23 protein-coding genes are annotated in these 20,454 nt (G+C 73.4%); 10 read left to right on the plus strand and 13 right to left on the minus strand.

Annotated features, from left to right (window positions below; all coding sequences use genetic code 11):
* The first annotated feature begins 67 nt into the window (after positions 1–67).
* Positions 68–316 carry an SCO4848 family membrane protein gene (locus ACIP9H_RS08490; protein ID WP_401581054.1) on the plus strand — a complete coding sequence of 83 codons (249 nt, stop codon included), beginning with the start codon at positions 68–70 and terminating at the stop codon, positions 314–316.
* A 63-nt stretch (positions 317–379) separates the two neighbouring features.
* On the opposite strand, the gene ACIP9H_RS08495 is transcribed toward ACIP9H_RS08490, so the two are convergent.
* Together ACIP9H_RS08495 and ACIP9H_RS08500 are read right to left on the minus strand one after the other, a co-directional pair.
* A complete protein-coding gene (locus tag ACIP9H_RS08495) occupies positions 380–1,405 on the minus strand; it encodes a UbiA prenyltransferase family protein (RefSeq protein WP_401581052.1) in 1,026 nt (341 codons plus the stop codon).
* Positions 1,402–1,581: a hypothetical protein gene (locus ACIP9H_RS08500; RefSeq protein WP_401581049.1), complete on the minus strand. Its 180-nt coding sequence runs from the start codon at positions 1,579–1,581 to the stop codon at positions 1,402–1,404. Before ACIP9H_RS08500 ends, ACIP9H_RS08495 begins: the two co-directional genes overlap by 4 nt.
* Before the next feature lie 239 nt (positions 1,582–1,820).
* Between ACIP9H_RS08500 and ACIP9H_RS08505 the strand changes: the two genes are divergently transcribed.
* Positions 1,821–2,216: an ATP-binding protein gene (locus ACIP9H_RS08505; RefSeq protein ID WP_401581177.1), complete on the plus strand. Its 396-nt coding sequence runs from the start codon at positions 1,821–1,823 to the stop codon at positions 2,214–2,216.
* Positions 2,217–2,246: 30 nt separating this feature from the next.
* Here ACIP9H_RS08505 and ACIP9H_RS08510 read toward each other — a convergent pair whose 3' ends face one another.
* The 4 genes from ACIP9H_RS08510 to ACIP9H_RS08525 form a co-directional block, all read right to left on the minus strand.
* Complete coding sequence (locus ACIP9H_RS08510; protein WP_401581047.1) at positions 2,247–2,954, minus strand: TetR/AcrR family transcriptional regulator; 708 nt, start codon at positions 2,952–2,954, stop codon at positions 2,247–2,249.
* A gap of 10 nt (positions 2,955–2,964) precedes the next feature.
* Complete coding sequence (locus ACIP9H_RS08515) at positions 2,965–3,531, minus strand: thiol-disulfide oxidoreductase DCC family protein (protein ID WP_401958295.1); 567 nt, start codon at positions 3,529–3,531, stop codon at positions 2,965–2,967.
* 5 nt (positions 3,532–3,536) lie between these two features.
* Entirely contained in the window at positions 3,537–3,947 is a 411-nt protein-coding gene (locus ACIP9H_RS08520) for a hypothetical protein (protein ID WP_401581043.1), read from the minus strand.
* Positions 3,948–4,018: 71 nt separating this feature from the next.
* Positions 4,019–5,302: an MFS transporter gene (locus ACIP9H_RS08525; protein WP_401958298.1), complete on the minus strand. Its 1,284-nt coding sequence runs from the start codon at positions 5,300–5,302 to the stop codon at positions 4,019–4,021.
* 68 nt (positions 5,303–5,370) lie between these two features.
* Here ACIP9H_RS08525 and ACIP9H_RS08530 point away from each other — a divergent pair, with 68 nt between their 5' ends.
* Both ACIP9H_RS08530 and ACIP9H_RS08535 read left to right on the plus strand, forming a co-directional pair.
* Entirely contained in the window at positions 5,371–5,946 is a 576-nt protein-coding gene (locus ACIP9H_RS08530) for a MarR family winged helix-turn-helix transcriptional regulator (RefSeq protein ID WP_401958300.1), read from the plus strand.
* Positions 5,947–6,105: 159 nt separating this feature from the next.
* The gene (locus ACIP9H_RS08535; protein WP_401581038.1) at positions 6,106–6,543 is read left to right on the plus strand and encodes a DUF4234 domain-containing protein; all 438 of its coding nucleotides are present in this window, start codon (positions 6,106–6,108) and stop codon (positions 6,541–6,543) included.
* A gap of 28 nt (positions 6,544–6,571) precedes the next feature.
* Here ACIP9H_RS08535 and ACIP9H_RS08540 read toward each other — a convergent pair whose 3' ends face one another.
* Entirely contained in the window at positions 6,572–7,798 is a 1,227-nt protein-coding gene (locus tag ACIP9H_RS08540) for a D-alanyl-D-alanine carboxypeptidase family protein (protein WP_401581036.1), read from the minus strand.
* Between the two features lie 127 nt (positions 7,799–7,925).
* On the opposite strand from ACIP9H_RS08540, the gene ACIP9H_RS08545 reads away from it, so the two are divergent.
* Complete coding sequence (locus tag ACIP9H_RS08545; protein ID WP_401958303.1) at positions 7,926–9,173, plus strand: DUF4132 domain-containing protein; 1,248 nt, start codon at positions 7,926–7,928, stop codon at positions 9,171–9,173.
* Positions 9,170–10,168 carry a hypothetical protein gene (locus tag ACIP9H_RS08550; protein WP_401958306.1) on the plus strand — a complete coding sequence of 333 codons (999 nt, stop codon included), beginning with the start codon at positions 9,170–9,172 and terminating at the stop codon, positions 10,166–10,168. The genes ACIP9H_RS08545 and ACIP9H_RS08550 overlap by 4 nt, the downstream gene beginning before the upstream one ends.
* A 65-nt stretch (positions 10,169–10,233) precedes the next feature.
* On the opposite strand, the gene ACIP9H_RS08555 is transcribed toward ACIP9H_RS08550, so the two are convergent.
* From ACIP9H_RS08555 to ACIP9H_RS08575, 5 genes are all read right to left on the minus strand, one after another.
* Positions 10,234–10,992: a succinate dehydrogenase iron-sulfur subunit gene (locus tag ACIP9H_RS08555; protein WP_401581032.1), complete on the minus strand. Its 759-nt coding sequence runs from the start codon at positions 10,990–10,992 to the stop codon at positions 10,234–10,236.
* Positions 10,992–12,746: a succinate dehydrogenase flavoprotein subunit gene (gene sdhA, locus ACIP9H_RS08560; RefSeq protein WP_401581030.1), complete on the minus strand. Its 1,755-nt coding sequence runs from the start codon at positions 12,744–12,746 to the stop codon at positions 10,992–10,994. The genes ACIP9H_RS08555 and sdhA overlap by 1 nt, the downstream gene beginning before the upstream one ends.
* Before the next feature lie 27 nt (positions 12,747–12,773).
* Positions 12,774–13,244, minus strand: a complete 471-nt coding sequence (locus tag ACIP9H_RS08565) for a succinate dehydrogenase hydrophobic membrane anchor subunit (protein WP_401958309.1) — start codon at positions 13,242–13,244, stop codon at positions 12,774–12,776.
* A gap of 8 nt (positions 13,245–13,252) precedes the next feature.
* Positions 13,253–13,633, minus strand: coding sequence for a succinate dehydrogenase, cytochrome b556 subunit (sdhC, locus tag ACIP9H_RS08570; protein WP_319658631.1), 381 nt, complete (start codon positions 13,631–13,633; stop codon positions 13,253–13,255).
* A gap of 128 nt (positions 13,634–13,761) precedes the next feature.
* Positions 13,762–14,577 carry a 2-oxo-4-hydroxy-4-carboxy-5-ureidoimidazoline decarboxylase gene (locus tag ACIP9H_RS08575; RefSeq protein ID WP_401581026.1) on the minus strand — a complete coding sequence of 272 codons (816 nt, stop codon included), beginning with the start codon at positions 14,575–14,577 and terminating at the stop codon, positions 13,762–13,764.
* A gap of 993 nt (positions 14,578–15,570) precedes the next feature.
* Between ACIP9H_RS08575 and ACIP9H_RS08580 the strand changes: the two genes are divergently transcribed.
* The 3 genes from ACIP9H_RS08580 (at position 15,571) to ACIP9H_RS08590 (ending at position 17,815) form a co-directional block, all read left to right on the plus strand.
* A complete protein-coding gene (locus ACIP9H_RS08580) occupies positions 15,571–16,203 on the plus strand; it encodes an RNA polymerase sigma factor (RefSeq protein ID WP_401581025.1) in 633 nt (210 codons plus the stop codon).
* Positions 16,200–17,135, plus strand: coding sequence for a hypothetical protein (locus ACIP9H_RS08585; protein ID WP_401958313.1), 936 nt, complete (start codon positions 16,200–16,202; stop codon positions 17,133–17,135). The genes ACIP9H_RS08580 and ACIP9H_RS08585 overlap by 4 nt, the downstream gene beginning before the upstream one ends.
* A gap of 242 nt (positions 17,136–17,377) precedes the next feature.
* A complete protein-coding gene (locus tag ACIP9H_RS08590; RefSeq protein WP_401581174.1) occupies positions 17,378–17,815 on the plus strand; it encodes an SRPBCC family protein in 438 nt (145 codons plus the stop codon).
* 17 nt (positions 17,816–17,832) lie between these two features.
* On the opposite strand, the gene ACIP9H_RS08595 is transcribed toward ACIP9H_RS08590, so the two are convergent.
* Entirely contained in the window at positions 17,833–18,735 is a 903-nt protein-coding gene (locus tag ACIP9H_RS08595) for a L,D-transpeptidase family protein (protein ID WP_401958316.1), read from the minus strand.
* 124 nt (positions 18,736–18,859) lie between these two features.
* Here ACIP9H_RS08595 and ACIP9H_RS08600 point away from each other — a divergent pair, with 124 nt between their 5' ends.
* Positions 18,860–20,449, plus strand: a complete 1,590-nt coding sequence (locus ACIP9H_RS08600) for a methylmalonyl-CoA mutase (protein ID WP_401958318.1) — start codon at positions 18,860–18,862, stop codon at positions 20,447–20,449.
* Positions 20,450–20,454: the final 5 nt, after the last annotated feature.

A 20,454-nucleotide genomic window follows, 5' to 3' on the forward strand; every position in this document is an offset into this window, starting at 1 on the left:
GCGGATGTGACCAGGGCCTCGCGGGCCCGCGTGCCGGGCTCCGGGAGGGGGCCCGCATACTGGTCGTATGAAGCTCAGCCGCCCCGTGTCCTGGTTCCTGACCGCCTTCGGGGTGTGGAGCTGGATCGTCTGGACCACGTTCGTCAAGAACCTGTGGAAGGACGCGAGCGGGCTTGCCTTCGACGGCGGTGACCACGGTTCGCCGACCACGTACTTCTGGGTCCATCTCACCCTCGCAATCACCTCGCTGGTGCTCGGCACCGCGATCGGCGTGCTCGGGGTCCGGGGACTGCGGGCGCTGCGCGCCGCGCGCTGATCCGGTCCCGGCCCGTCCGGGCGCTGCCGCGTACGGAACAGCGCCCGGTACCGGGCGGCGGTGCTAGGCCGGGCGCCGCGCGGAGGAGCCGGCCCCGGCCTTCGCCTCGGAGAACGGCACGGTCAGCCGGGTGACCGGACCGGACACGGCCATCGTGGCGGCCTGGCCGGCGGTCACCACCAGCAGGGCGGCCAGGGCGGCCGACTCCCCGAGCACCGTCCAGTGGGCCTGGAGCATCGACAGGTGCGCCAGCAGGAGCAGCACCATGCCGCGCCCGACGATGGCGATCGCGGAGATCAGCGCCTCCTCCCGCCGGTGGCCGGGCCCGGTCGCCAGGGCGCGCAGCAGCCACAGGGCCCCGGCCAGGCACAGGCCGGTGCTGACGGCGTACGCGGGCCCGGGGCGGGCGGCCGCGATCAGCACCGCCGTACCGGCCACCCAGCAGCAGGCGCTGAAGAGGCAGGTCGCACGGCGTCCGTGGCGCACCAGGAACGTCCGCTTCCCGAACAGCGCGTCACCGCGCACATCGCGGAAGTCCTTGAGCAGGATCCGGCCGATGAACCCGATGTACAGGCCGGCCAGCAGCAGCAGGTCGTCCGGCCGCACGAAGGGGCGCGCGGCGAGTACGCCCACCAGGTAGGGAACGGCGACGTAGCAGGCGGGCAGCACGAGCGCCGCGACCGCGCCCCGGTCCGCCAGGCGCACCGGGCGCAGCGAGTACCCGGCGCTGACCGCGAGACCGGCCGCGGTGACCGCGCCGGCCCACGGATCGAGGGCGAGGCTCGTCCCCAGGGCCAGGACACCCGACGTGGCCGCCACGACGACCATGTCCCGCCGCGCGGCGCTGCCCGTCACCAGTGGACGCCCGGCCGCGCCGGGGAGGTTGACCCGGTCGATGGCGACGTCGGCCAGGTCGTTGCAGGCCACCGAGAACAGCAGGAAGCCGAGGACCGCGACCAGTGATCCGGCCAGCAGGGCGGGGTCCTGGCCGTGGCCGGCCCGGCCCAGGCCGACGGCGGTGTAGAGGGCCAGGAGCAGGGCCACGGGGGGCCTGCTCAGCAGGACCAGCAGACGCAGACGGGCTGTCATTTGTTGCTCCCCCAGTTGGACAGTGCGACGGAGGCGAGGACGAACAGGCCGAGTACCGCGAGCCCCGCGACGGTCAGGACGACCGCGAGGACGATGCCCGCGGTGGCCCAGGGGGACCTCCGGGGCCGGCGGAGCGGCGGGTCGTGCGACATGTCGGAGGACGGCGTATCAGGCATGGGTCGGCCCCTCGTTGAGTTCTGCTCCCGACGCCACGATTATCGGGAGCGTGCGAACCCGGGCCATGAGTACGGATACTCAGGTTCCCCGCGGTGCGAGGGCGCCCGACCGGCGTTCGAGTTTGGCCGGAAAGCGCCCACCGGGAGCGGCAATTCCGTCGATCGGCGCTTCGGCGGCCCCGAATCCGGAAATGCATGCCGCAACGGCAAGGGGGAGGTTCGCTCATGGGGAGGGTGACCTGATGAGGCGGAGCACGTTCCGGCTGCCCAGACATCCCACGTCGGTGGGCCTGGCCCGGCACCGGGTGCGCGACCACCTGGAGGGCTGGGAGCGGGAGAACGAGACGGTGGAGTCCGTGGTGCTCGTCGTCTCCGAGCTGGCCACCAACGCCGTTCGCCACAGCCCGCTGCTGGAGCGGGAGTTCGAGGTGGCGGTGACGATCGAGGCGGACGGCTCGTGCACGGTGGAGGTGTCCGACGGCGCGGCGCACGTGCGGCCGGTGCCCCGCGAGGCCGCGGACGGCGACGAGTCGGGACGGGGCCTGCGCCTGGTCGAGGCGCTGTCGCGGAACTGGGGCGTACGCGAACGCGGCCGGGACGGCAAGACGGTGTGGGCCGTACTGGCCTCCGCGTAGCGCCCGGACCGGCGGCGGGCCGCACCGCGGCTAGCGCTCGAAGAGGAACTCCTTGAGCAGTTCGCGGACCTCGCGCACGATCGGCCGCAGCAGGCGGTAACGGGACAGTTTGAGGATGCGCGCGCCGAGCGGTGCGGTACGGGCCACCAGGCGGCGGGTGCGCTCGCAGTCGGGGGAGTGGTCGAAGACCCAGTAGACGACGATGCCCATCTGGTACATCCACATCAGTTCGGGCAGCACCTCGGCCAGCTCGGCGTCCAGCTTGATGTCCGCGCCGGAGAGCACCCGTTCGTGGATGGAGATCGCCGCGTCGCGGGCCGGGTGCGACTCGGGCGAGAACGGGCTGAGCGGACTGGCCGGGTCGGCGGCGTTCTTGAAGAACTGCGCCGCGAACTGGTGGTAAGGGCGGGCGACATCGAGCCAGGCGTCCATGACCGTGAGCAGCCGTCCGGCCAGGTCCGTGTCGCCGCCCCCGGCCAGCACCCCCTTGACCGCGGCCTCGTGGTCGGCGGCGAGCCGGTCGTAGAAGCCCTGGACGAGGTGTTCCTTGCCGGCGAAGTAGTAGTAGGCGTTGCCCACCGAGACCCCGGCCTCGTTGGCGATGGCGCGCATCGTCGTCTTGTCGTAGCCGCGTTCCTCGAAGAGCCGCAGGGCGGTTTCGAGGATCAGGGCCCGGGTCTGCTCGCTCTTGGCGGTGCGCGGGGTCCCGGTGGTCCTGCCGGGGGGTGCTTCGTCCACGGTCGAGAGCCTAACCGGGCGGCGCGCAGCCGCCCGCACACGCGCCGGGTGCGGCAGGGGCGGGGGTGTCCGGGCCGGCGGCGGTGCCGGTGTACGTCCAGCCGGCCTGGGTGTCGTACGTCCAGCCGTCGGCGGTCCCGTAGACCCGGCCGCCCCAGCCGGGCCCGGCCGCGGCCGCCCCGCGGTTCCACTGGGACTCGCGGTAGCGGGCGGCCATGAGCACGGCGGCCCGGGCGAGGGGCGCCCCGGAGCGGGTGCTGAGCCGGTGGGCGGTGGGCCGGTACTCCGACAGCGCCCACAGGCAGACGAGCCAGGCGGCGTCACCGCGGTAGACCTGGCCGGAGTCGCCGATGACGGTGATCTCGCGCAGCGTCGAGGCGTGGTCCAGCCGCGGGAAGCGGTGCCGCGCCTCGTCGGAGGCGGCCGGGACGGTCTCCAGCGGCACCAGTTGGCGCTGCCGGGAGAGCCAGCCGCGGACGAAGGAGCACAGCCCGCAGTCGGGGTCGTACAGCACGGTCAGCCGGCGGACCGGCACCGGGGCCGCCGTGGCGGCCCCGGTCGCCGAGGTGCGGTCCATCACCGTCATACCCCGGGGACGGCCGGGGGCGTCCAGCCCTGCGGCGCGACCGGCGGGATCTGCTCGCGGTCCATCACCCCGCGGCGGCGGATCCTGTTGAGGACCCAGACGTTGCCCAGGTGCAGCACGCCCAGCACCAGCAGGACGACGCCGAGCTTGACCGACAGGGCCTCGAAGAGGCCGCGGGCGTCGTCGACCGCGTCGGCGTTCTTCAGGTAGAGGGCGACGAAGCCCAGGTTGACGAGGTAGAAGCCGACCACCAGGAGGTGGTTGACGGCATCGGCGAGCTTCTCGTTGCCGTGGAGGACGTCTTCGAGGAAGACCTTGCCCGCCCTGCTGAGCGTCCGGGCCACCCACACCGTCAGCGCGATGCTGACCAGCAGGTAGATGACATACGCGACGACCGTGAGGTCCATGGGTCCCACCCTTGTTTGAACGTGTTCAAAACCCGTTGCGGGATTGACTGTAGACCTGTTTTTGAACACGTTCAAGTCGCTTGCGGGCCAGGCTTTCCGGCGGTTTCGGGGGTCGCGGGGGAAGCGGAGGGAGCGGGTCCGGAAGTGCCGACCTCCCGAACGCCCGGCACCGCCGCCGTCGCCACGCAGGCGATCGCCACCAGCGCCGCGCACACCCACAGCGGCACCGCGCTGCCCCACGCCGCCGCGGCCGGCGGCGCGAGCGCGTAACCGGCCGGCATCGCGGCGAGCGACAGCAGCCAGTCGTACGAGGTGACCCGCGCCAGCGCGTGCGGCGGCACCTGCTGCTGGACGACGGTCTCCCAGACCGGGGTGAGGAAGCCGAGCGCCGCCAGCGCGATCCCGTAGGCCGCGATCAGCAGCGGCGCCGGGGCGGCCACGGCCAGCAGCGCCAGCGGCAGCGCGTACGTCGCCAGCCCCAGGTTGGCGACCATCACGGGCCGGCGGGGCCGCAGCCGGGCGGCCGGCAGCGAGCCGAGCACCAGACCGATCGCGCCCGCCTCCAGCACCCAGAACCAGACGCCCTCGCCGCCGAGCCTGTTGATCACGACCGCCGGGCCGAGGGTGGTGAGCACGGCGGCGGCACCGTTCCACGTGGCGTGCGCCACCAGGCTCGTCCAGTACCAGTCGCGGGAACGCACCTCGCCCCAGCCCTCCTTGAGGTCCGTGAGCACCGAGGCCCGCGGCAGCGGGACGCGCTCGACCCGGACCGCGGTCAGCAGGGCCGCGCTCACCGCGAAGGAGGCCGCGTCCAGGACGAAGGCCAGGCCCGGCCCCGCCGCCCAGATCAGCGCCGCGGCCAGTCCGGGCCCGCACAGCCGGGTGGCGCTGTTGGCCACGCCCATCAGCGCGTTGGCCTTCCGGCGGGCCTCGCCCCCGCCGGACCCGGGCACGATGCCGGCCACCAGCGGCGCCTGCGTCGGCATGGCGAAGGCCGAGGCGGCACCGCCCACCGCCTCCGCGACGGCGATGTGCGCCAGGACCGGACCGTCGCCGAAGGCGCCGAGCAGTTCGGCCCCGACCAGGAACTGCGCCGCGCAGCGCACGAGATCGGTGGTGAGCGCCACCCGGCGGGCGTCGAACCGGTCGGCGACCACGCCGCCCAGGGGCAGGAGCAGCAGCCGGGGCACCATCGCGCAGCCCAGGACGAGCGCGAGGGCGGAGACGTCGCCGGTCACCCGGGTCACGGCGATGACCAGCGCGGCGGGCACGACCCCGTCCCCGAGGAGGGACAGGACGCGTCCGGTGAACAACAGGCGGAAGGCGCGGAGCCGGAGCGGGTGCGTGGGTGTCATGGGCCCGCAATGTATTTCGGCACCGAAAGATTCGCCACCGAAATTTATGGTGCCGTAGGATTTCGGCCATGACAGCCGAGCCACCGCGCACGACCCGGACGGAACGGGACTGGACCGACGGCCACGTCGAGCGCTGGCTGCCCGTCCTGCCGGACCTCGACCCCGACATCGAGGGCGCCGTCACGCGCATGAAGCTGGTCACCCGCCACCTGCACAGGGTCCGCGAGCAGTCGCTCGCCGACTTCGACCTCCAGGGGCACGAGTTCCACACCCTGCACGCCCTCGCCGGGCGCGGCGGCCGCGCCGCCCCCTCCGAACTCGCCGCCGACCTCGACCTCGCCCCCGCCTCCGTCACCGGCCGGGTCGACGGCCTCGAACGGCGCGGCTACGTCCGCCGCACCCACTCCACCACCGACCGCCGCCGCATCGACGTCGAGCTCACCGACGAGGGCCACGCCGCCTGGCTCGGCGCGATGGACGTCCTGGGACACGAGGAGTACCGGCTGCTCGGGGCCCTCGACGCGGGGGAGCGCAGACTGCTGTCCGACCTGCTGCGCCGCGTCATGGCCGTGGCCGAGGCGGGCGGCGAAGCGGGCGACGGCGGGACGGGCGGCGGCGAGGCGGGCCGTACCGGGGCGAAGTGAGCGGGAGCGGCCGCCCCGTACATGTCGTACACGCCATCGCCATATCCTGACCCGGGAGTCTGTGCGGAATATGTCGCCGCCGACCCCTGACACTCGGCCGAACCGCCGAGTAGCTTTGCCTTCCACGCCACCTTCGCCGGCATATCGCTCGGGGGCAGCATGTACCACGAGGACCGCTACCGGACCCTGACCCGTCCGGTCATCGCGGCTTTCCCCGTCACCACCCGCAGGTACCTCGCCACGCCGTCGGGCGCGCTGCGCCGCCCCGGCCGGGTCTGGCTCCTGGGCACCGCGACCCTCGGCGTGTACTGGCTGATCTGGTACTACCGCGCCAACCGCGAACTGCGCGACTTCGACCCCGGCATCAGGGTCCGTCCCGCCCTCGCCGTCCTCGCGGTCTCCCTCGGCGCCCTGCTGCTGGTGCCCGCCGCGATCTCCCTCTACAACACCGGCTGCCGCATCGCCCGCGCCCAGCGGCGCGCCGGCCTCGCCGGCTCGGTCTCCGGCTTCAAGGGCGTCCTGCTCGCGCCGGCGCTCGCGCTGACGCCGTTCTACTACCAGGAACAGCTCAACCGGGTGTGGGTCGCCCGCAACTAGCGCGGGCCCGCGCCGCGCCCGGCGCCCCTCAGGAGGAGCGCCGTCGCCGTCCGCCGGCCCGCTCCGTGTCGCGTGCGGCGGTGCGCGCCCCGGTCCGCGGGTCGGCCTGGGTACCGCCGCCCGCGCGGCGGCGGCCGCCCCCCGCCGCGATCTTCGGCCGGGGCCGCCTGCGGATCGCCAGGACGAAGGCCGTGACCAGTGCCACCAGCCCCGCCCCTGCTCCCGGGCCGAACCACCCGGAGCCCTTCGCCGCCGTGCTCGCGCTCACCTCGCCGCCGCGCGGCCGGGGGGACGACTTCAGCTCGCTGAGCGGCGGCACCAGCGCCCCGACGGGCGTCACGCGGCCCGTCGCGCCGAAGCCCCAGTCCAGCAGCGCGGCGGCCTCCTTGTACACCTCGTCGTACCCCGACTCCGGGTGCATCACGGTGACGAGCAGCGTCCTGCCGTCGCGCTTCGCCGCACCGGTGAAGGTGTTGCCCGCGTTCGTCGTGTAGCCGTTCTTCACGCCGATCACGCCGGTGTAGCGGCCCAGCAGCCGGTTGGTGTTCTGGATCTCGAACGTGCTGCCGCGCTCCCCGGGGAAGTGCGCCACCTGCGTGCGGCAGTAGTCCCGGAAGTCCGGATCGCGCAGCCCGGCCCGCGCGAACAGCGTCAGGTCGTACGCCGACGACAGCTGCCCCGGCGTGTCGTAGCCGTCCGGGCTCACCACGTGCGTGTCGTTCGCCTGCAACTCCAGCGCGCGCGCCCGCATCTCCCGCACCGTCTTGTCCACGCCGCCGTTCATCGAGCACAGCACGTGGACCGCGTCGTTCCCCGACCGCAGGAACACCCCGAGCCACAACTGCTCGACGGTGTACGTGATCCCCGCCTCGATCCCGACCAGGCTGCTGCCCTCTCCTATGTCCGCGAGGTCCTCCGCCGTCACCTTGTGCCGCATGGCCCGGTCGAACTTCGGCAGCACCGTGTCCGCGAACAGCATTTTCAGCGTGCTCGCCGGCGGCATCCTGCGATGCGCGTTGTACGCGGCCAGGACCTCGCCGGAGCCGGCGTCCGCCACGACCCACGACAACGAGTTCGTCTCCGGCAGGTCCGGCGCCCCGCCGTCGACCTGGACCCCGGAGAGGGCGAGGCGGGCGCCGCCGACCACGGATCTGGTGGCGGCCGCGGCGGGACGTGACGCCGCAAGGGCGGAGGGGAGGGCGGCCGCTGCCAAGCCGAGCGCGCCGCGACGTGAGATGTGGGGGAAGTCGCGCACCCGCAGACCGTACAAGCGATGCCGCCCCGAGGGGGAACAGGGGGCGGGTCCCGGCTGAAAGTGGCACTCGTTCGGACGGTGGCGGACCGGGGGGCCGCTGTCAGTCCCCCTCTCTACGCTCGCGGACATGGGGACTGGAACGGTCGTGGGGGAAGCGGAACGGGCCGTTCCCGCGTACGGGCTGAGCGGCCCGGGGCGGGGCGTGTGGCGGCTGGGCGGAGCGAGCGCCGAGCTCGTGGTGCGCGGCGGGAAGGTCGCGGTGGACTGGCGGGACACCGCGGGCAGGGCCGTGCGGGGGATCCCGTCGTGCGTACGGCGCGAGCAGGCTGGGGAGCTGGGACGGCTGCGGGCGGCCGTACGCGAGATCGAACAGGCACTGGCGGCCCAGGCCGCACAGCTGGAGCGCGCGTTCCTGCGGCGCCGCCCCTGGGAGTACGGCGACTGGCAGGAGCGGTATCTCGACCATCCGCTCGTGGGCACCCTCGCCCGGCGCCTGCTGTGGACCGTGGACGGGGTGGCGTGCGCCCACACGGACGGCGCCCTGTGCACGCTGACGGGGGCACCGGTCGGCGCGGGCGTCGCGGTGGAACTGTGGCATCCCCTCGGGCGGGACGACGCGGAGGTCGCCGCCTGGCGGGACCGGCTGGAGCGGCACGGCATCACGCAGCCCTTCCCGCAGGCCTACCGCGAGGTCGGCGGCGGTGAACCGCTCTCGGTGCACCTGGTGCGCGAGGACCTTTTGCACGACCGGGCCGCCGCCCTCGGCTGGCGGCCCACTCACGGCGGCGATCGCACCGCGCTCACGCGCGACCTGCCGCAGTGGGGCGTGCGCGCCGAACTGCCGGTCGACGTCGTCCGGTTCACGGGCGACCGGGTCGTAGGCCTCGGCGGGCCGCGGTTCCACCCGCTCGGGTCCGCCGCCGTGCCGCCGCTCGTCGTCAGCGAAGTGGCGCGCGACATCAGCCTGTTCGTGGAGGCCGCCGGTATCGGCGGTGCCGCCGCCCCTCCCGGCGGCCACGACCGGGCCCTGTGGGCCTCCAGCGCCTTCGGGGAGCTCGGCCCCGGCGCCGTGGCCCGCCGCGACGTACTGGCCCGCCTGCTGCCGCGCCTCGCCCTGGGCGACCGCTGCCGCACCGAGGGCCGCTTCCTGCACGTCCGCGGCGTCCGCCACACCTACCGGATCCACCTCGGTTCCGCCCAGGTGCTGCTGCCCGACGACCGCCACCTGCCCGTCGCCCCGGCCACCGCTCAGGGCACGCAGCCGAGTTGGCTGCCCCACGAGGGCGACCGCATGCTGTCGGCCGTCCTCGGCAAGGCCGCGCTGCTCGCCCACGACGACCGGATCACCGACCCCACGATCGTGAGGCAGCTGTGAGCCGCGTGCGGACCTACCACCCCTCGCCCTGGGAGGACCCGGGCCGGGTCGACCTCGTCTCCCGCCTCGCCGCGGAGGGAGAGCCGGCCGAGCTCGCCGGCCGGCTGCTGCACCGGAGCGACGGCGAGGGCCACCGGACAGCGGCCGTCCTGCGGGCCATGCCCGAGGAGCGGCGCCGGGCCCTGGCCGGGGTCGTCGTGGAGCACATCGGTGCGCACGGCCTCGGCGGTGACGCACGCAGGCAGGGCATGGTGCTGCTGGCCGTGATCTCGCGGGGCTTCCCGCGCACGGTGTGGTGCGAGGAGTGGAACACCCTCCTGGAGGGCTGGGCGCGGCGATGGTACTTCTCCGGCACCAGCGATGAACTGCCCGCTCTCGCCGAGGCCCTGCTCGACGCGGGGCGGCCGCTGTCCGGCGAGGTGGTCGGGCTGCTCCGCAGATCCGCGTACGACGGCTGCCTGGACTGGGCCGCCGTCCTCCTGGACCGGCTGCCCGAGCCGCCCCTCAACCCGGGCGAACCCTGGTCCGACCGCGTGCTGGCCGAACTGCCGCACCTCGGCGGGCCCTGGCGGCGGTTGATCCCGTGGTTGCGCGACGCCAAGGCGGCGCCCAGCGCGCGCTGGGACCGGGCCGCCGCGGCGATCCTGGACGGCATCGACCCCGAGACCGTACGCAGGACCGTCACCCCATGGCTCGCCCTGGCGACCCATGGCGGCAGCGCCGGGGACAGCGGCCACGACTCCTGGAACGTCACCGGCGTCCGAGGTCTGGCCTGGCTGCTGTCGTCCCCGGCGCTGCTCCCGCACCCGGAGACGGTCCGCACCCTGGGCGCCCTGGTCGAACGGTCACCGGTCAAGAACGTCGTCGCCGGCGCCGGCGTGCGCGCTCTGGCCCGGCTCGCGGACGGCGCCGGGCAGGCCGAACTGCGCAGGCTCGCCGGGTGCGTCGGCCACACGGTCACCCGCAGGCAGATCGAGAACGCGCTGACCGCGTGAACGCCCGAGGGCCCCGCTCCCGGGAAACGGGTGCGGGGCCCTCGGGCGTGGCCGGGGAGGCGGGATCAGAAGCGGCGCGTGATGAGCGCGCGCTTCACCTCCTGGATGGCCTTGGTGACCTCGATGCCGCGCGGGCAGGCGTCCGTGCAGTTGAACGTCGTGCGGCAGCGCCAGACGCCGTCCTTGTCGTTCAGGACCTCGAGACGCTGCTCGCCCGCCTCGTCACGCGAGTCGAAGATGAAGCGGTGGGCGTTGACGATGGCCGCCGGACCGAAGTACTGGCCGTCGTTCCAGAACACCGGGCAGGACGACGTGCACGCCGCGCACAGGATGCACTTGGTGGTGTCGTCGAAGCGCGCGCGGTCCTCGGGGGACTGCAGGCGCTCGCGGGTCGGCTCGTTGCCCTTGGTGATCAGGAAGGGCATCACGTCCCGGTAGGCCTGGAAGAACGGGTCCATGTCCACGATCAGGTCCTTCAGGACCGTCAGGCCCTTGATGGGCTCGACCGTGATGGGCTTGTCCGGGTTGATGTCCTTGATCAGGGTCTTGCAGGCCAGGCGGTTGCGGCCGTTGATGCGCATGGCGTCGGAGCCGCAGATGCCGTGGGCGCAGGAGCGGCGGAACGTCAGCGTGCCGTCCAGGTCCCACTTGATCTTGTGGAGGCCGTCGAGGACCCGCTCCTTGGGGTCGATCTCGAGCTGGAAGTCCTGCCACGTGGGCTCCGCGGAGACCTCCGGGTTGAACCGGCGGATGCGGAAGGTGACGGTGATGTAGGGCGAGGCCTGGGCCTCGGCCTCGACCTTGTCGAGGGTCGCGGTGCTCATCAGTACTTACGCTCCATGGGCTGGTAGCGGGTCTGCACGACCGGCTTGTAGTCGAGACGGATCGCATCGGTGCCGTTGGCACCCACTTCGCGGTACGCCATCGTGTGCCGCATGAAGTTGACGTCGTCGCGGTTCGGGTAGTCCTCGCGGTAGTGGCCGCCGCGGGACTCCTTGCGGGCCAGGGCGGAGACCGCCATGACCTCGGCGAGGTCGAGCAGGTTGCCGAGCTCGATCGCCTCCAGCAGGTCGGTGTTGAAGCGCCGGCCCTTGTCCTGGATCGAGACGTTCTTGTACCGCGCGCGCAGCTCGCCGATCTTCTCGACCGCGGTCTTGATGGTCTGCTCGGTGCGGAAGACCATGACGTTGGCGTCCATGGTCTCCTGGAGCTCCTTGCGGAGCGTGGCGACCCGCTCGTTGCCGGTGGAGGCGCGCAGCGTCTCGACCTGGGTCTCGACCAGCTGGGCCGGGTTCTCGGGGAGCTCGACGTAGTCGGCGGTCGCCGAGTAGTCCGCGGCGGCGATGCCGGCGCGGCGCCCGAAGACGTTGATGTCGAGCAGCGAGTTGGTGCCGAGGCGGTTGGCGCCGTGCACGGAGACGCAGGCGACCTCGCCGGCGGCGTACAGGCCCGGGACGACCGTGGTGTTGTCCGAGAGGACCTCGCCCTGGACGTTGGTCGGGATGCCGCCCATGGCGTAGTGCGCGGTCGGCTGGATCGGGATCGGGTCCGTGTAGGGCTCGATGCCGAGGTAGGTGCGCGCGAACTCCGTGATGTCCGGGAGCTTGGCGTCCAGCTGCTCCGGCGGCAGGTGGGTCAGGTCGAGGTAGACGTGGTCGCCCTCGGGACCGCAGCCGCGGCCCTCGCGGATCTCGGTGTAGATCGCGCGGGAGACGACGTCGCGGGAGGCGAGGTCCTTCATGACCGGCGCGTACTTCTCCATGAAGCGCTCGCCGTCCTTGTTGCGGAGGATGCCGCCCTCACCGCGGGCGCCCTCCGTCAGCAGGATGCCCATGCGCCAGATGCCCGTCGGGTGGAACTGGAAGAACTCCATGTCCTCCAGCGGCAGACCGCGGCGGTAGACGGCGGCCTGGCCGTCACCGGTGAGGGTGTGCGCGTTGGAGGTGACCTTGAAGAACTTGCCGGTGCCGCCGGAGGCGTACACGACGGACTTTGCCTGGAAGACGTGGATCTCGCCGGTGGCCAGCTCGTAGGCGACCACACCGGCGGACTTCTGGACGCCGTCCTCCTCGACGAGGAGCTGGTCGAGGACGTAGAACTCGTTGAAGAACTCCACACCCTCCTTGACGCAGTTCTGGTACAGCGTCTGGAGGATCATGTGACCGGTGCGGTCGGCCGCGTAGCACGCGCGGCGGACCGGGGCCTCGCCGTGGTTGCGGGAGTGGCCGCCGAAGCGGCGCTGGTCGATCCGGCCCTCGGGGGTGCGGTTGAAGGGCAGGCCCATCTTCTCGAGGTCGAGGACCGCGTCGATGGCCTCCTTCGCCAGGATCTCGGCGGCGTCCTGGTCGACCAGGTAGTCACCGCCCTTGATCGTGTCGAAGGTGTGCCACTCCCAGTTGTCCTCCTCGACGTTCGCGAGGGCCGCGGCCATGCCGCCCTGGGCCGCGCCGGTGTGGGAGCGGGTGGGGTAGAGCTTCGTCAGCACGGCGGTGCGGCTGCGCTTCGTCGCCTCGATGGCGGCGCGCATGCCGGCGCCACCCGCGCCGACGATGACGGTGTCGTACTTGTGGATCTGCATGAGGGGTCGCTTCCCTGTCCAGCCCGGCTAGCGGATGTTCGGGTCGAAGGTGAAGATCACCAGCGTGCCGAGGATGATGGTGAACGCCGTCGCCGTGTACAGCAGCATCTTGAGCCAGAACCGGGTGTTGTCCCGCTCGGCGTAGTCGTTGATGACGGTGCGCAGGCCGTTGCCGCCGTGCAGCATCGCCAGCCACAGCATGATCAGGTCCCAGGTCTGCCAGAACGGGGACGCCCAGCGGCCCGCCACGAAGGCGAAGCCGACCTTGGTGACACCGCCGTCGAGGACGAGCTGGATCAGCAGGTGGCCGATGACCAGGACCACGAGCACGATGCCGGACAGGCGCATGAACAGCCAGCCGTACAGCTCGAAGTTGGTCCGGGTGGCGCGCGGCGTGCGCTGGGAACGGGAGCGCGGCGCCTCGATGTACGGAGCCGGGTTCTCGGGGCTGTACGCGGCGCTGGAGGAGCTGAGCTCCACGTGATCTGTTGCGGACATGAATGGACTCAGCTCCCGAACAGCACTCGAGCGGCGTGACCGAGGACGGGGTAGATGGCCCCGATCATCAGGACGACCCAGATTCCGACAACCGACCACAGCATCTGCTTCTGGTACTTCGGGCCCTTGGACCAGAAGTCGACGGCGATGACGCGCAGGCCGTTCAGAGCGTGGAAGAGGACAGCGGCGACCAGCCCGTACTCGAGAAGGCTGACGATGGGCTGCTTGTAGGTGTCGACGACCTTGTCGTAGTCCTCGGGGGAGACGCGCACCAGCGCGGTGTCAAGGACATGGACGAACAGGAAGAAGAAGATGAGGACACCGGTGACACGATGAGCCACCCATGACCACATGCCTTCCCGGCCGCGGTACAACGTTCCAGCCGGCACGGAAAAAAACCCTCCGGGAGCGGTGAAGGGCCTGCCGGCTTCGTTTGGTCGGTCGGGCCCGGCCGGGTACGGTCCTCCGGCCCTGGCCATCGTAGCGACGGCCTGTCGGCTACGTCCTGCCGGGTCCGTCAGGTGTGATCGATCCCGCACGGGTGGGTGTATCCACCGGGAACCCCTTGTCCCACCGGATCGTCCCCGCGCGCGAGGCGGGCCAGCCGCGCGCGGGTCACCCGGCGCAGTTCCTCGGCGGCGACCACCCGTTCCTCGTCGGGGTCGTGGCCCAGACGGCGGCGGAGCGAGGCGAGCAGCAGGCCGAGGGTCTCGTCGGGGTCGACGCCGTCCAGGCTGACGACGAAGACATGGCCGAACCGGGCCTCGTAGGCCGCCTGGGCGGCCCGCAGCGCGGTGTGCGCGGCGAGGCTGCCGCGGGTGGGGGCGATGTCCGGCGGCGCGCCCGCGGCCTCGCCCGCGAGGGCCTCGGCCAGGTCCGCGGGGGACAGGTCGTAGGCGGCCTCGTCGGCGGCGGCGAGCAGCGCGTCCACGTCCGGGTAGGGGCGGTGGGCGGCGACCCGGCGGGCCCAGCGCAGGCTGCCGCAGCAGTCGAGCAGGGCTGCCTCGGCGATCGCGGGCGGGGCGTCGTTGAAGCCGTCCAGTCCGCCGCGCGGGCGGCCGGGCTGCGGGGCCGGGCGGGACGTCCGGGCCGTCCGGTCGGCGCCGCCGCGGGACTGCGGCGGGAGCAGCGGCGGTGTCGCCGGCGGGACGGACGGAGTGTCGCTGGTCAGCGGTGCTCTCCTGGAACTGCGGGGGACTGCGGGGTGGGGGGACTGCGCGGTACTGCGGGCGGTGCGGGCGGTATGGGGACCGAGGGAACCGACGGTGACGCGTGGGGCGTCCGTGGGAATGGACGGCGCGTGAGCGCCACCGTATCGGCGTATGTTCGGCACTGTACGACGGATGCGCGAATTTCACCCGTACGGGAACGAAAGTGCACGTCCGTCGAGGGCCCGCACGGCGGGGTGCGCCATCCGGACACAACGTCAGGTCATATGGCACATGCGGGCGAAGCGGGCGGCGGCCCGGGCCGGCACGGCCGCACTTGCCGCCGCGTCGCCCGCCGGTCCTGTGCGCGCCGCGGCCCCGGTCCCGCGGCCGGCGAGGGGGCGGCCGCACCGTATCCTCCGCTGCGATCCGCGTCTTCTGCCACCCCGCGCCCGTCGCCGGAGGGCGCCGGCCGGCGGACCTCGTACGGGCGGCGAGTCCGGCCCCGGCGGGATCGGCTTGCCGCTTTCACCCGAACGGAGGAGCAGTCACGTCCTCCAACGGGGGTGATGGTGCCTGCCGGCGCCGCCGGCGGGGGTTCCGCGCCACACGCGGGATTCCCGGGCTCCGTTCGGCCGGACGGGTGCCGGCCGAGTCCCCGGTGTCATGCCGCACACTGCCTTCGGCGGTTCGCGCCGCTCTGCCCCGCGGTGCCCGGCACTCGGGCGGCGGCGAGCGCGGGGCGCCGACCGGGCGCGGCCGGGAACGCCCCTTCCGCGCGCCGGTTTCCCACGCCCGGGGGTGCCGCGGCCGGCGCCGCCGTGCTGCGGTGCCTGCGACGAGGGCCGGGGTTGTGCCGGAAGCCGCGCGGCCCGCAGGCGCCTGCCGTTGCGGGACCCGGGCCGGCCCGGAGGGAGCTGGCGGGAATTCGCGGCTCCGGCGGCACGGGTGAGGGGGCCGGACGGTCGCCGTCGCAGGTGAAGCGGCCGAAGTCCGCCTCCCCCCACAGGAGCGTCTCCGGCCGCTTCTGTCTTGTTCAGCGTCCTGCGGGCCGAAAGTGTCACACCCCCTCCCGGGAACCGCGTCGGCCCGACGTGGTCCCGGCGGTGGCGCGGCTGTTTTCGTCAGCTTTGTGACCCGTGAGTAGCCGCCCCCCAGGGCCTGTCGGAACGCGCCGCATGGGGCAGTATGGTGCGCGATTCCAAGGGGGAGGCTCGAACGTGGATTTGGCGACCGCGGTACGCGCGGCGCAAGAGGGGGACGAGGACGGCTTCCGGTTCGTGTACCGAGCGGTGCAACCGCAACTGCTGCAGTACGTACGCTCGCTGGTCGGCGTGGGGGACGCCGAGGACGTGGCATCGGAGACGTGGCTGCAGATAGCCCGGGACCTGTCGTCGTTCCACGGCGACGGGGACGCGCTGCGCGGCTGGGCGGCGCGCATCGCCCGCAACCGCGCGCTGGACCACCTGCGGGCCGTGGGCCGCCGTCCGCTGACCGCCGCTGGGGTGGAGGAGCTCCTCGACCGGCCCGGCGGTTCCGACACCGCCGAGGAGGCGGTGGCCGCGGTGGGCACCGGGGCCGCGCTGGCCGCGATCGCGGCCCTTCCCCGGGACCAGGCGGAGGCGGTCCTGCTGCGCGTCGTGATGGGGCTGGACTCCCGCGCCGCCGCCGCGGTGGTGGGCAAACGGCCGGGGGCGATGCGGATGGCCACCAGCCGCGGCCTGCGGCGCCTCGCTGAACTGCTGGAATCCGACGACGGGTCGTCAAGTGTGACGTTTTCGGCGTCTCGAGCGCTTGAGGACATGAGATGAGCGATAACAAGGGACAGGACTGGCTCGACGACACCACCGCCGAAAGGCTGTTGCGCGGGGCGGCGAAGAACGACACCGCCGGCCCGGCATGGACGGACCCGCGGGCCGCGGCGCTGGCCCGGACGCTCGCCGCGGCCGCCGTACCCGCGGCGCTCGACCCCGCGCGCGAGGAGGCGGCCCTCGCCGCCTTCCGGGACGCGCGGGACGGCGGTCCCGAGCTGTCGCCCGTCGGCGGCGGCCGCGGCAACGAGGAGGGCGGCGGGGACGGAGGCCGCGACGCGGCGGGCCGGCGTTCCGGTGGGCCCAAGAGCCGTACCGCCAGGGCCTTCAGCGGCGCCCTGCTGGCCACCGCGGCCGTCGCCGGGGTGGCCCTCGCCGCCGCGGCGGGCGCGTTGCCGGTGCTGCTGGGCGGTGGGGACGAGGCGCCCGCCCCCGTGCACACCCAGGGCGCGGCGCCGCAGGCGACGGGCGGCACCCGTCCGGCGACCCCGGCCGTCTCCCCCCGCCCGCCCGCGCCCTCGCGGTCCGGACGTGGCGTCCCGGTGGGCACCGTGCCGGGTGGCGCGCCCGCCGCGCCCGGGGCGCCGCGGGTCTCCGTGCCGCCGCCCGGGGCGATGACCGGTCCGACGGCGCTGTGCCGTGCCTACGCGGCCGCCGGCTGGCGCCGGGGGAAGACGGACGAGCAGGTCTGGAAGCAGCTCCGCAAGGCCGCGGGCGGCGGCCAGCCCATGGTGCGGCGCTACTGCGCCGCGGTGCTCGGGCCGCACGGCCGCCGCGTCGGCAGGGCGGGCGACGCCGGCCCGAAGGACGCCGGCCCGAAGGACGACGCCCCCGGCCGGCTGCACCACGCGGGAAAGGGGAACGGGAAGAACCGTTCCGGCGGCCATCACCGCTTCGGTGAGCGGCACTCGCCCCGCGCCGGCGGGCAGTGACACCTGCGGGCCGTCCCACGCGTCCCGGCGGAGCACGTGAGGCCTCCGCGGGGCGAGTGACACTTTCGGCCCCCTGGGCGCTTTAACGAGTAGACCGACTGGTCATCGGTCGAGGGGCAGCCCGGTCTCCCCGTACCGGGCCCCCAACGAGAGACGTGGGCGGGGCGCTTTCCCCCCGCCCTGCCCGCGTCCCCGCTCTCCGGCCCGCGGCGGCATAGATTGCCCTCGTGACCACGACCTCCGTGCCCGCCTTCCGCGTCGAGCGCGAGTCGCCGCTGCCGCCCGCCGAGGCCTGGCGCCGGGTCACCGACTGGGAACGGCACGCCGCCCACGTCCCCCTGACCACGGTCGAGGTCCGCGACGGCGGCACGGGCTTCATCGCGCGGACCGGTGTCGGCCCGCTGTCCTTTGCCGACCCGATGGAGATCGTGCGCTGGGAGCCGCCGGACGCCGGTGGCGGGCCGGGCCGGTGCCGGCTGGAGAAGCGCGGCGCGGTCGTGCTGGGCTGGGCCGAGATCGAGGTGTGGCCGCGGGACCCCGGGCCGGGGTCGCGGATCGTGTGGCGCGAGGAACTGCGGGTGCGCGGGCTTCCGAAGGCGTTCGGCCGGCCCACGGCGTGGGCCGGCCGACGGGTGTTCGGGCGCGCGCTGGACGCGCTGCTCGCCGGGGACCGGCCCTAGCGGCCGGCCGTGGGCGTTCACCAGTGGACGACGACCTTGTCGCCGATCCGGACCTGGTCGAAGAGTGCCGCGATCTTGCCGGCGTCCCGCACGTTGACGCAGCCGTGGGACGCGCCCGCGTAGCCGCGCGCCGCGAAGTCGGCGGAGTAGTGCACCGCCTGGCCGCCGCTGAAGAACATCGCGTACGGCATGGCCGTGTGGTAGATCGTCGACACGTGGTGGCGGCTCTTGGCGAAGACGCTGAAGGTGCCCTCGCGGGTGGGCGTGTACTGGGAGCCGAAGCGGACGTCCATCGCCGAGACGACCTTGCCGTCGATCACCCAGGCCAGGGTGCGGCTGGTCTTGCTGATGCACAGGACGCGGCCGTTCAGGCAGCGCGGGTCCAGCTTGGCGACCGGGTTGGTGGTCGGCGGGTACATCGCGGCGCGGGAGGGCTGCCGGGTGAGGGAACGGAGAGTGGTCCAGGTGGACTTGGTGACGGAGCCGGAGGCGGCGAGGCCGTGCTTGCCCTGGAAGGAGCGGACCGCGCTCGCGGTGACGCTGCCGTAGTAGCCGGTGGGGGCCCGGTCGAAGAGCCCGAGCTGCCGCAGGCGGGCCTGGAGTTCGCGTACGCGGGCGCTGTTGCTGCCGGGGCCCACGACCACGGCCGGGCGCGCGGTGTGCGGGGCCTTCGGCGTGCCGGACGGGCTGGGCTTCGCGGTGGACGGCGTCGAGCTCGGGGCCGGCGTCGGGGCCGGCGAGGTGCTCGTGCTCGTGGACGGTGCCGGGCTCGGGCTGTCCCCGCCGGCCGACGACGCGGACGGGCCCTGGGCTGCCACCGGCTGGGTGGCGTGGGCGGCGCAGCCGGCCAGCAGCGCCCCGGTGAGAAGTGCCGCGGCCACCGCGGCCGCGCGTGATCGCGCGATCGATATGAGTGCCATGTCTGTCATCCCCCTGTGAGAACCGGTATCCCCTTGGACTGATTTCCCTGGCATGTAGTTGCGCCAACATCGCGGGAAATCCGCGCACACTGGGACCAGGGGGCGATTCCCTGGAGGATGACGCATGGCACGCGAGTCCGAATCCGGTCTGCCGATCGATCCGGTCTACGGTCCCGCCGCACTGGACGGCTGGGATCCGGCGGAGAAGCTCGGCGAGCCGGGCGGTTACCCCTTCACCCGCGGCGTCCACCCGGCGATGTACACCACCCGCCCCTGGACGATGCGCCAGTACGCCGGCTTCGGCACCGCCGCGGAGTCCAACGCCCGCTACCGGCAGCTCATCGCCCACGGCACGACCGGCCTGTCCGTCGCCTTCGACCTGCCCACGCAGATGGGCCACGACAGCGACGCCCCGCTCGCGCACGGCGAGGTCGGCAGGGTCGGGGTGGCGATCGACTCGGTGGAGGACATGGAGGTGCTGTTCGGCGGCATCCCGCTCGGCGAGGTCTCCACGTCCATGACCATCAACGCGCCCGCCGCGCTGCTGCTCCTGATGTACCAGCTGGTGGGCGAGGAGCAGGGGGTCCGCGCGGACCGGCTCACCGGCACGGTCCAGAACGACGTGCTCAAGGAGTACATCGCCCGCGGGACCTACATCTTCCCGCCGGGTCCCTCCCTGCGGCTGGTGGCGGACCTCTTCCGCTACTGCCGTGCCGAGATCCCGCGCTGGAACACGATCTCCATCTCCGGCTACCACATGGCCGAGGCCGGGGCCTCGCCCGTGCAGGAGATCGCCTTCACCCTGGCCGACGGCATCGCCTACGTCCGCACCGCCGTCGCCGCCGGCATGGACGTGGACGACTTCGCGCCCCGGCTGTCGTTCTTCTTCGTCGCGCGGACGACGCTGCTGGAGGAGGTCGCCAAGTTCCGTGCCGCGCGCCGGATCTGGGCCCGCGTCATGCGCGAGGAGTTCGGGGCGCGGAACCCCAGGTCCTGGATGCTGCGGTTCCACACCCAGACGGCGGGCGTGCAACTGACCGCGCAGCAGCCCGAGATGAACCTGGTGCGGGTGGCCGTGCAGGGCTTGGCGGCGGTGCTCGGCGGCACGCAGTCGCTGCACACCAACGCCTTCGACGAGGCCATCGCACTGCCCACGGAGAAGTCGGCCCGGCTCGCGCTGCGCACCCAGCAGGTGCTGGCCTACGAGACCGACGTGACGGCGACGGTGGACCCGTTCGCCGGCTCGTACGTGGTGGAGACGATGACCGACGAGGTCGAGGCGGCGGCGCTGGACCTGATGCGCAGGGTGGAGGACATGGGCGGCGCGGTCGGCGCCATCGAGCGCGGTTTCCAGAAGTCGGAGATCGAGCGGAACGCCTACCGGATCGCGCGGGAGACCGACTCCGGCGAACGGGTCGTCGTCGGGGTGAACCGCTTCCGGCTCGACGAGGAGGATCCGTACCAGCCGTTGCGTGTCGACCCGGCGATCGAGGCCGCCCAGGCCGAGCGGCTCGCCGCCCTGCGCGCCCGGCGCGACCGGCGGGCCGTCGCGGCGGCACTGGGCGCGCTGCGCGCGGCCGCGGAGAGCGGGCCGGGCGGGGCGGGCGTGCTGTACCCGATGAAGGACGCGCTGCGCGCCCGGGCCACGGTCGGCGAGGTCTGCGACGCGCTGCGCGAGGTCTGGGGCACCTACGTCCCAGTCGACGCCTTCTGAGGCGG

The sequence above is a fragment of the Streptomyces sp. NPDC088732 genome (assembly GCF_044751205.1).
Lineage (GTDB): Bacteria > Actinomycetota > Actinomycetes > Streptomycetales > Streptomycetaceae > Actinacidiphila.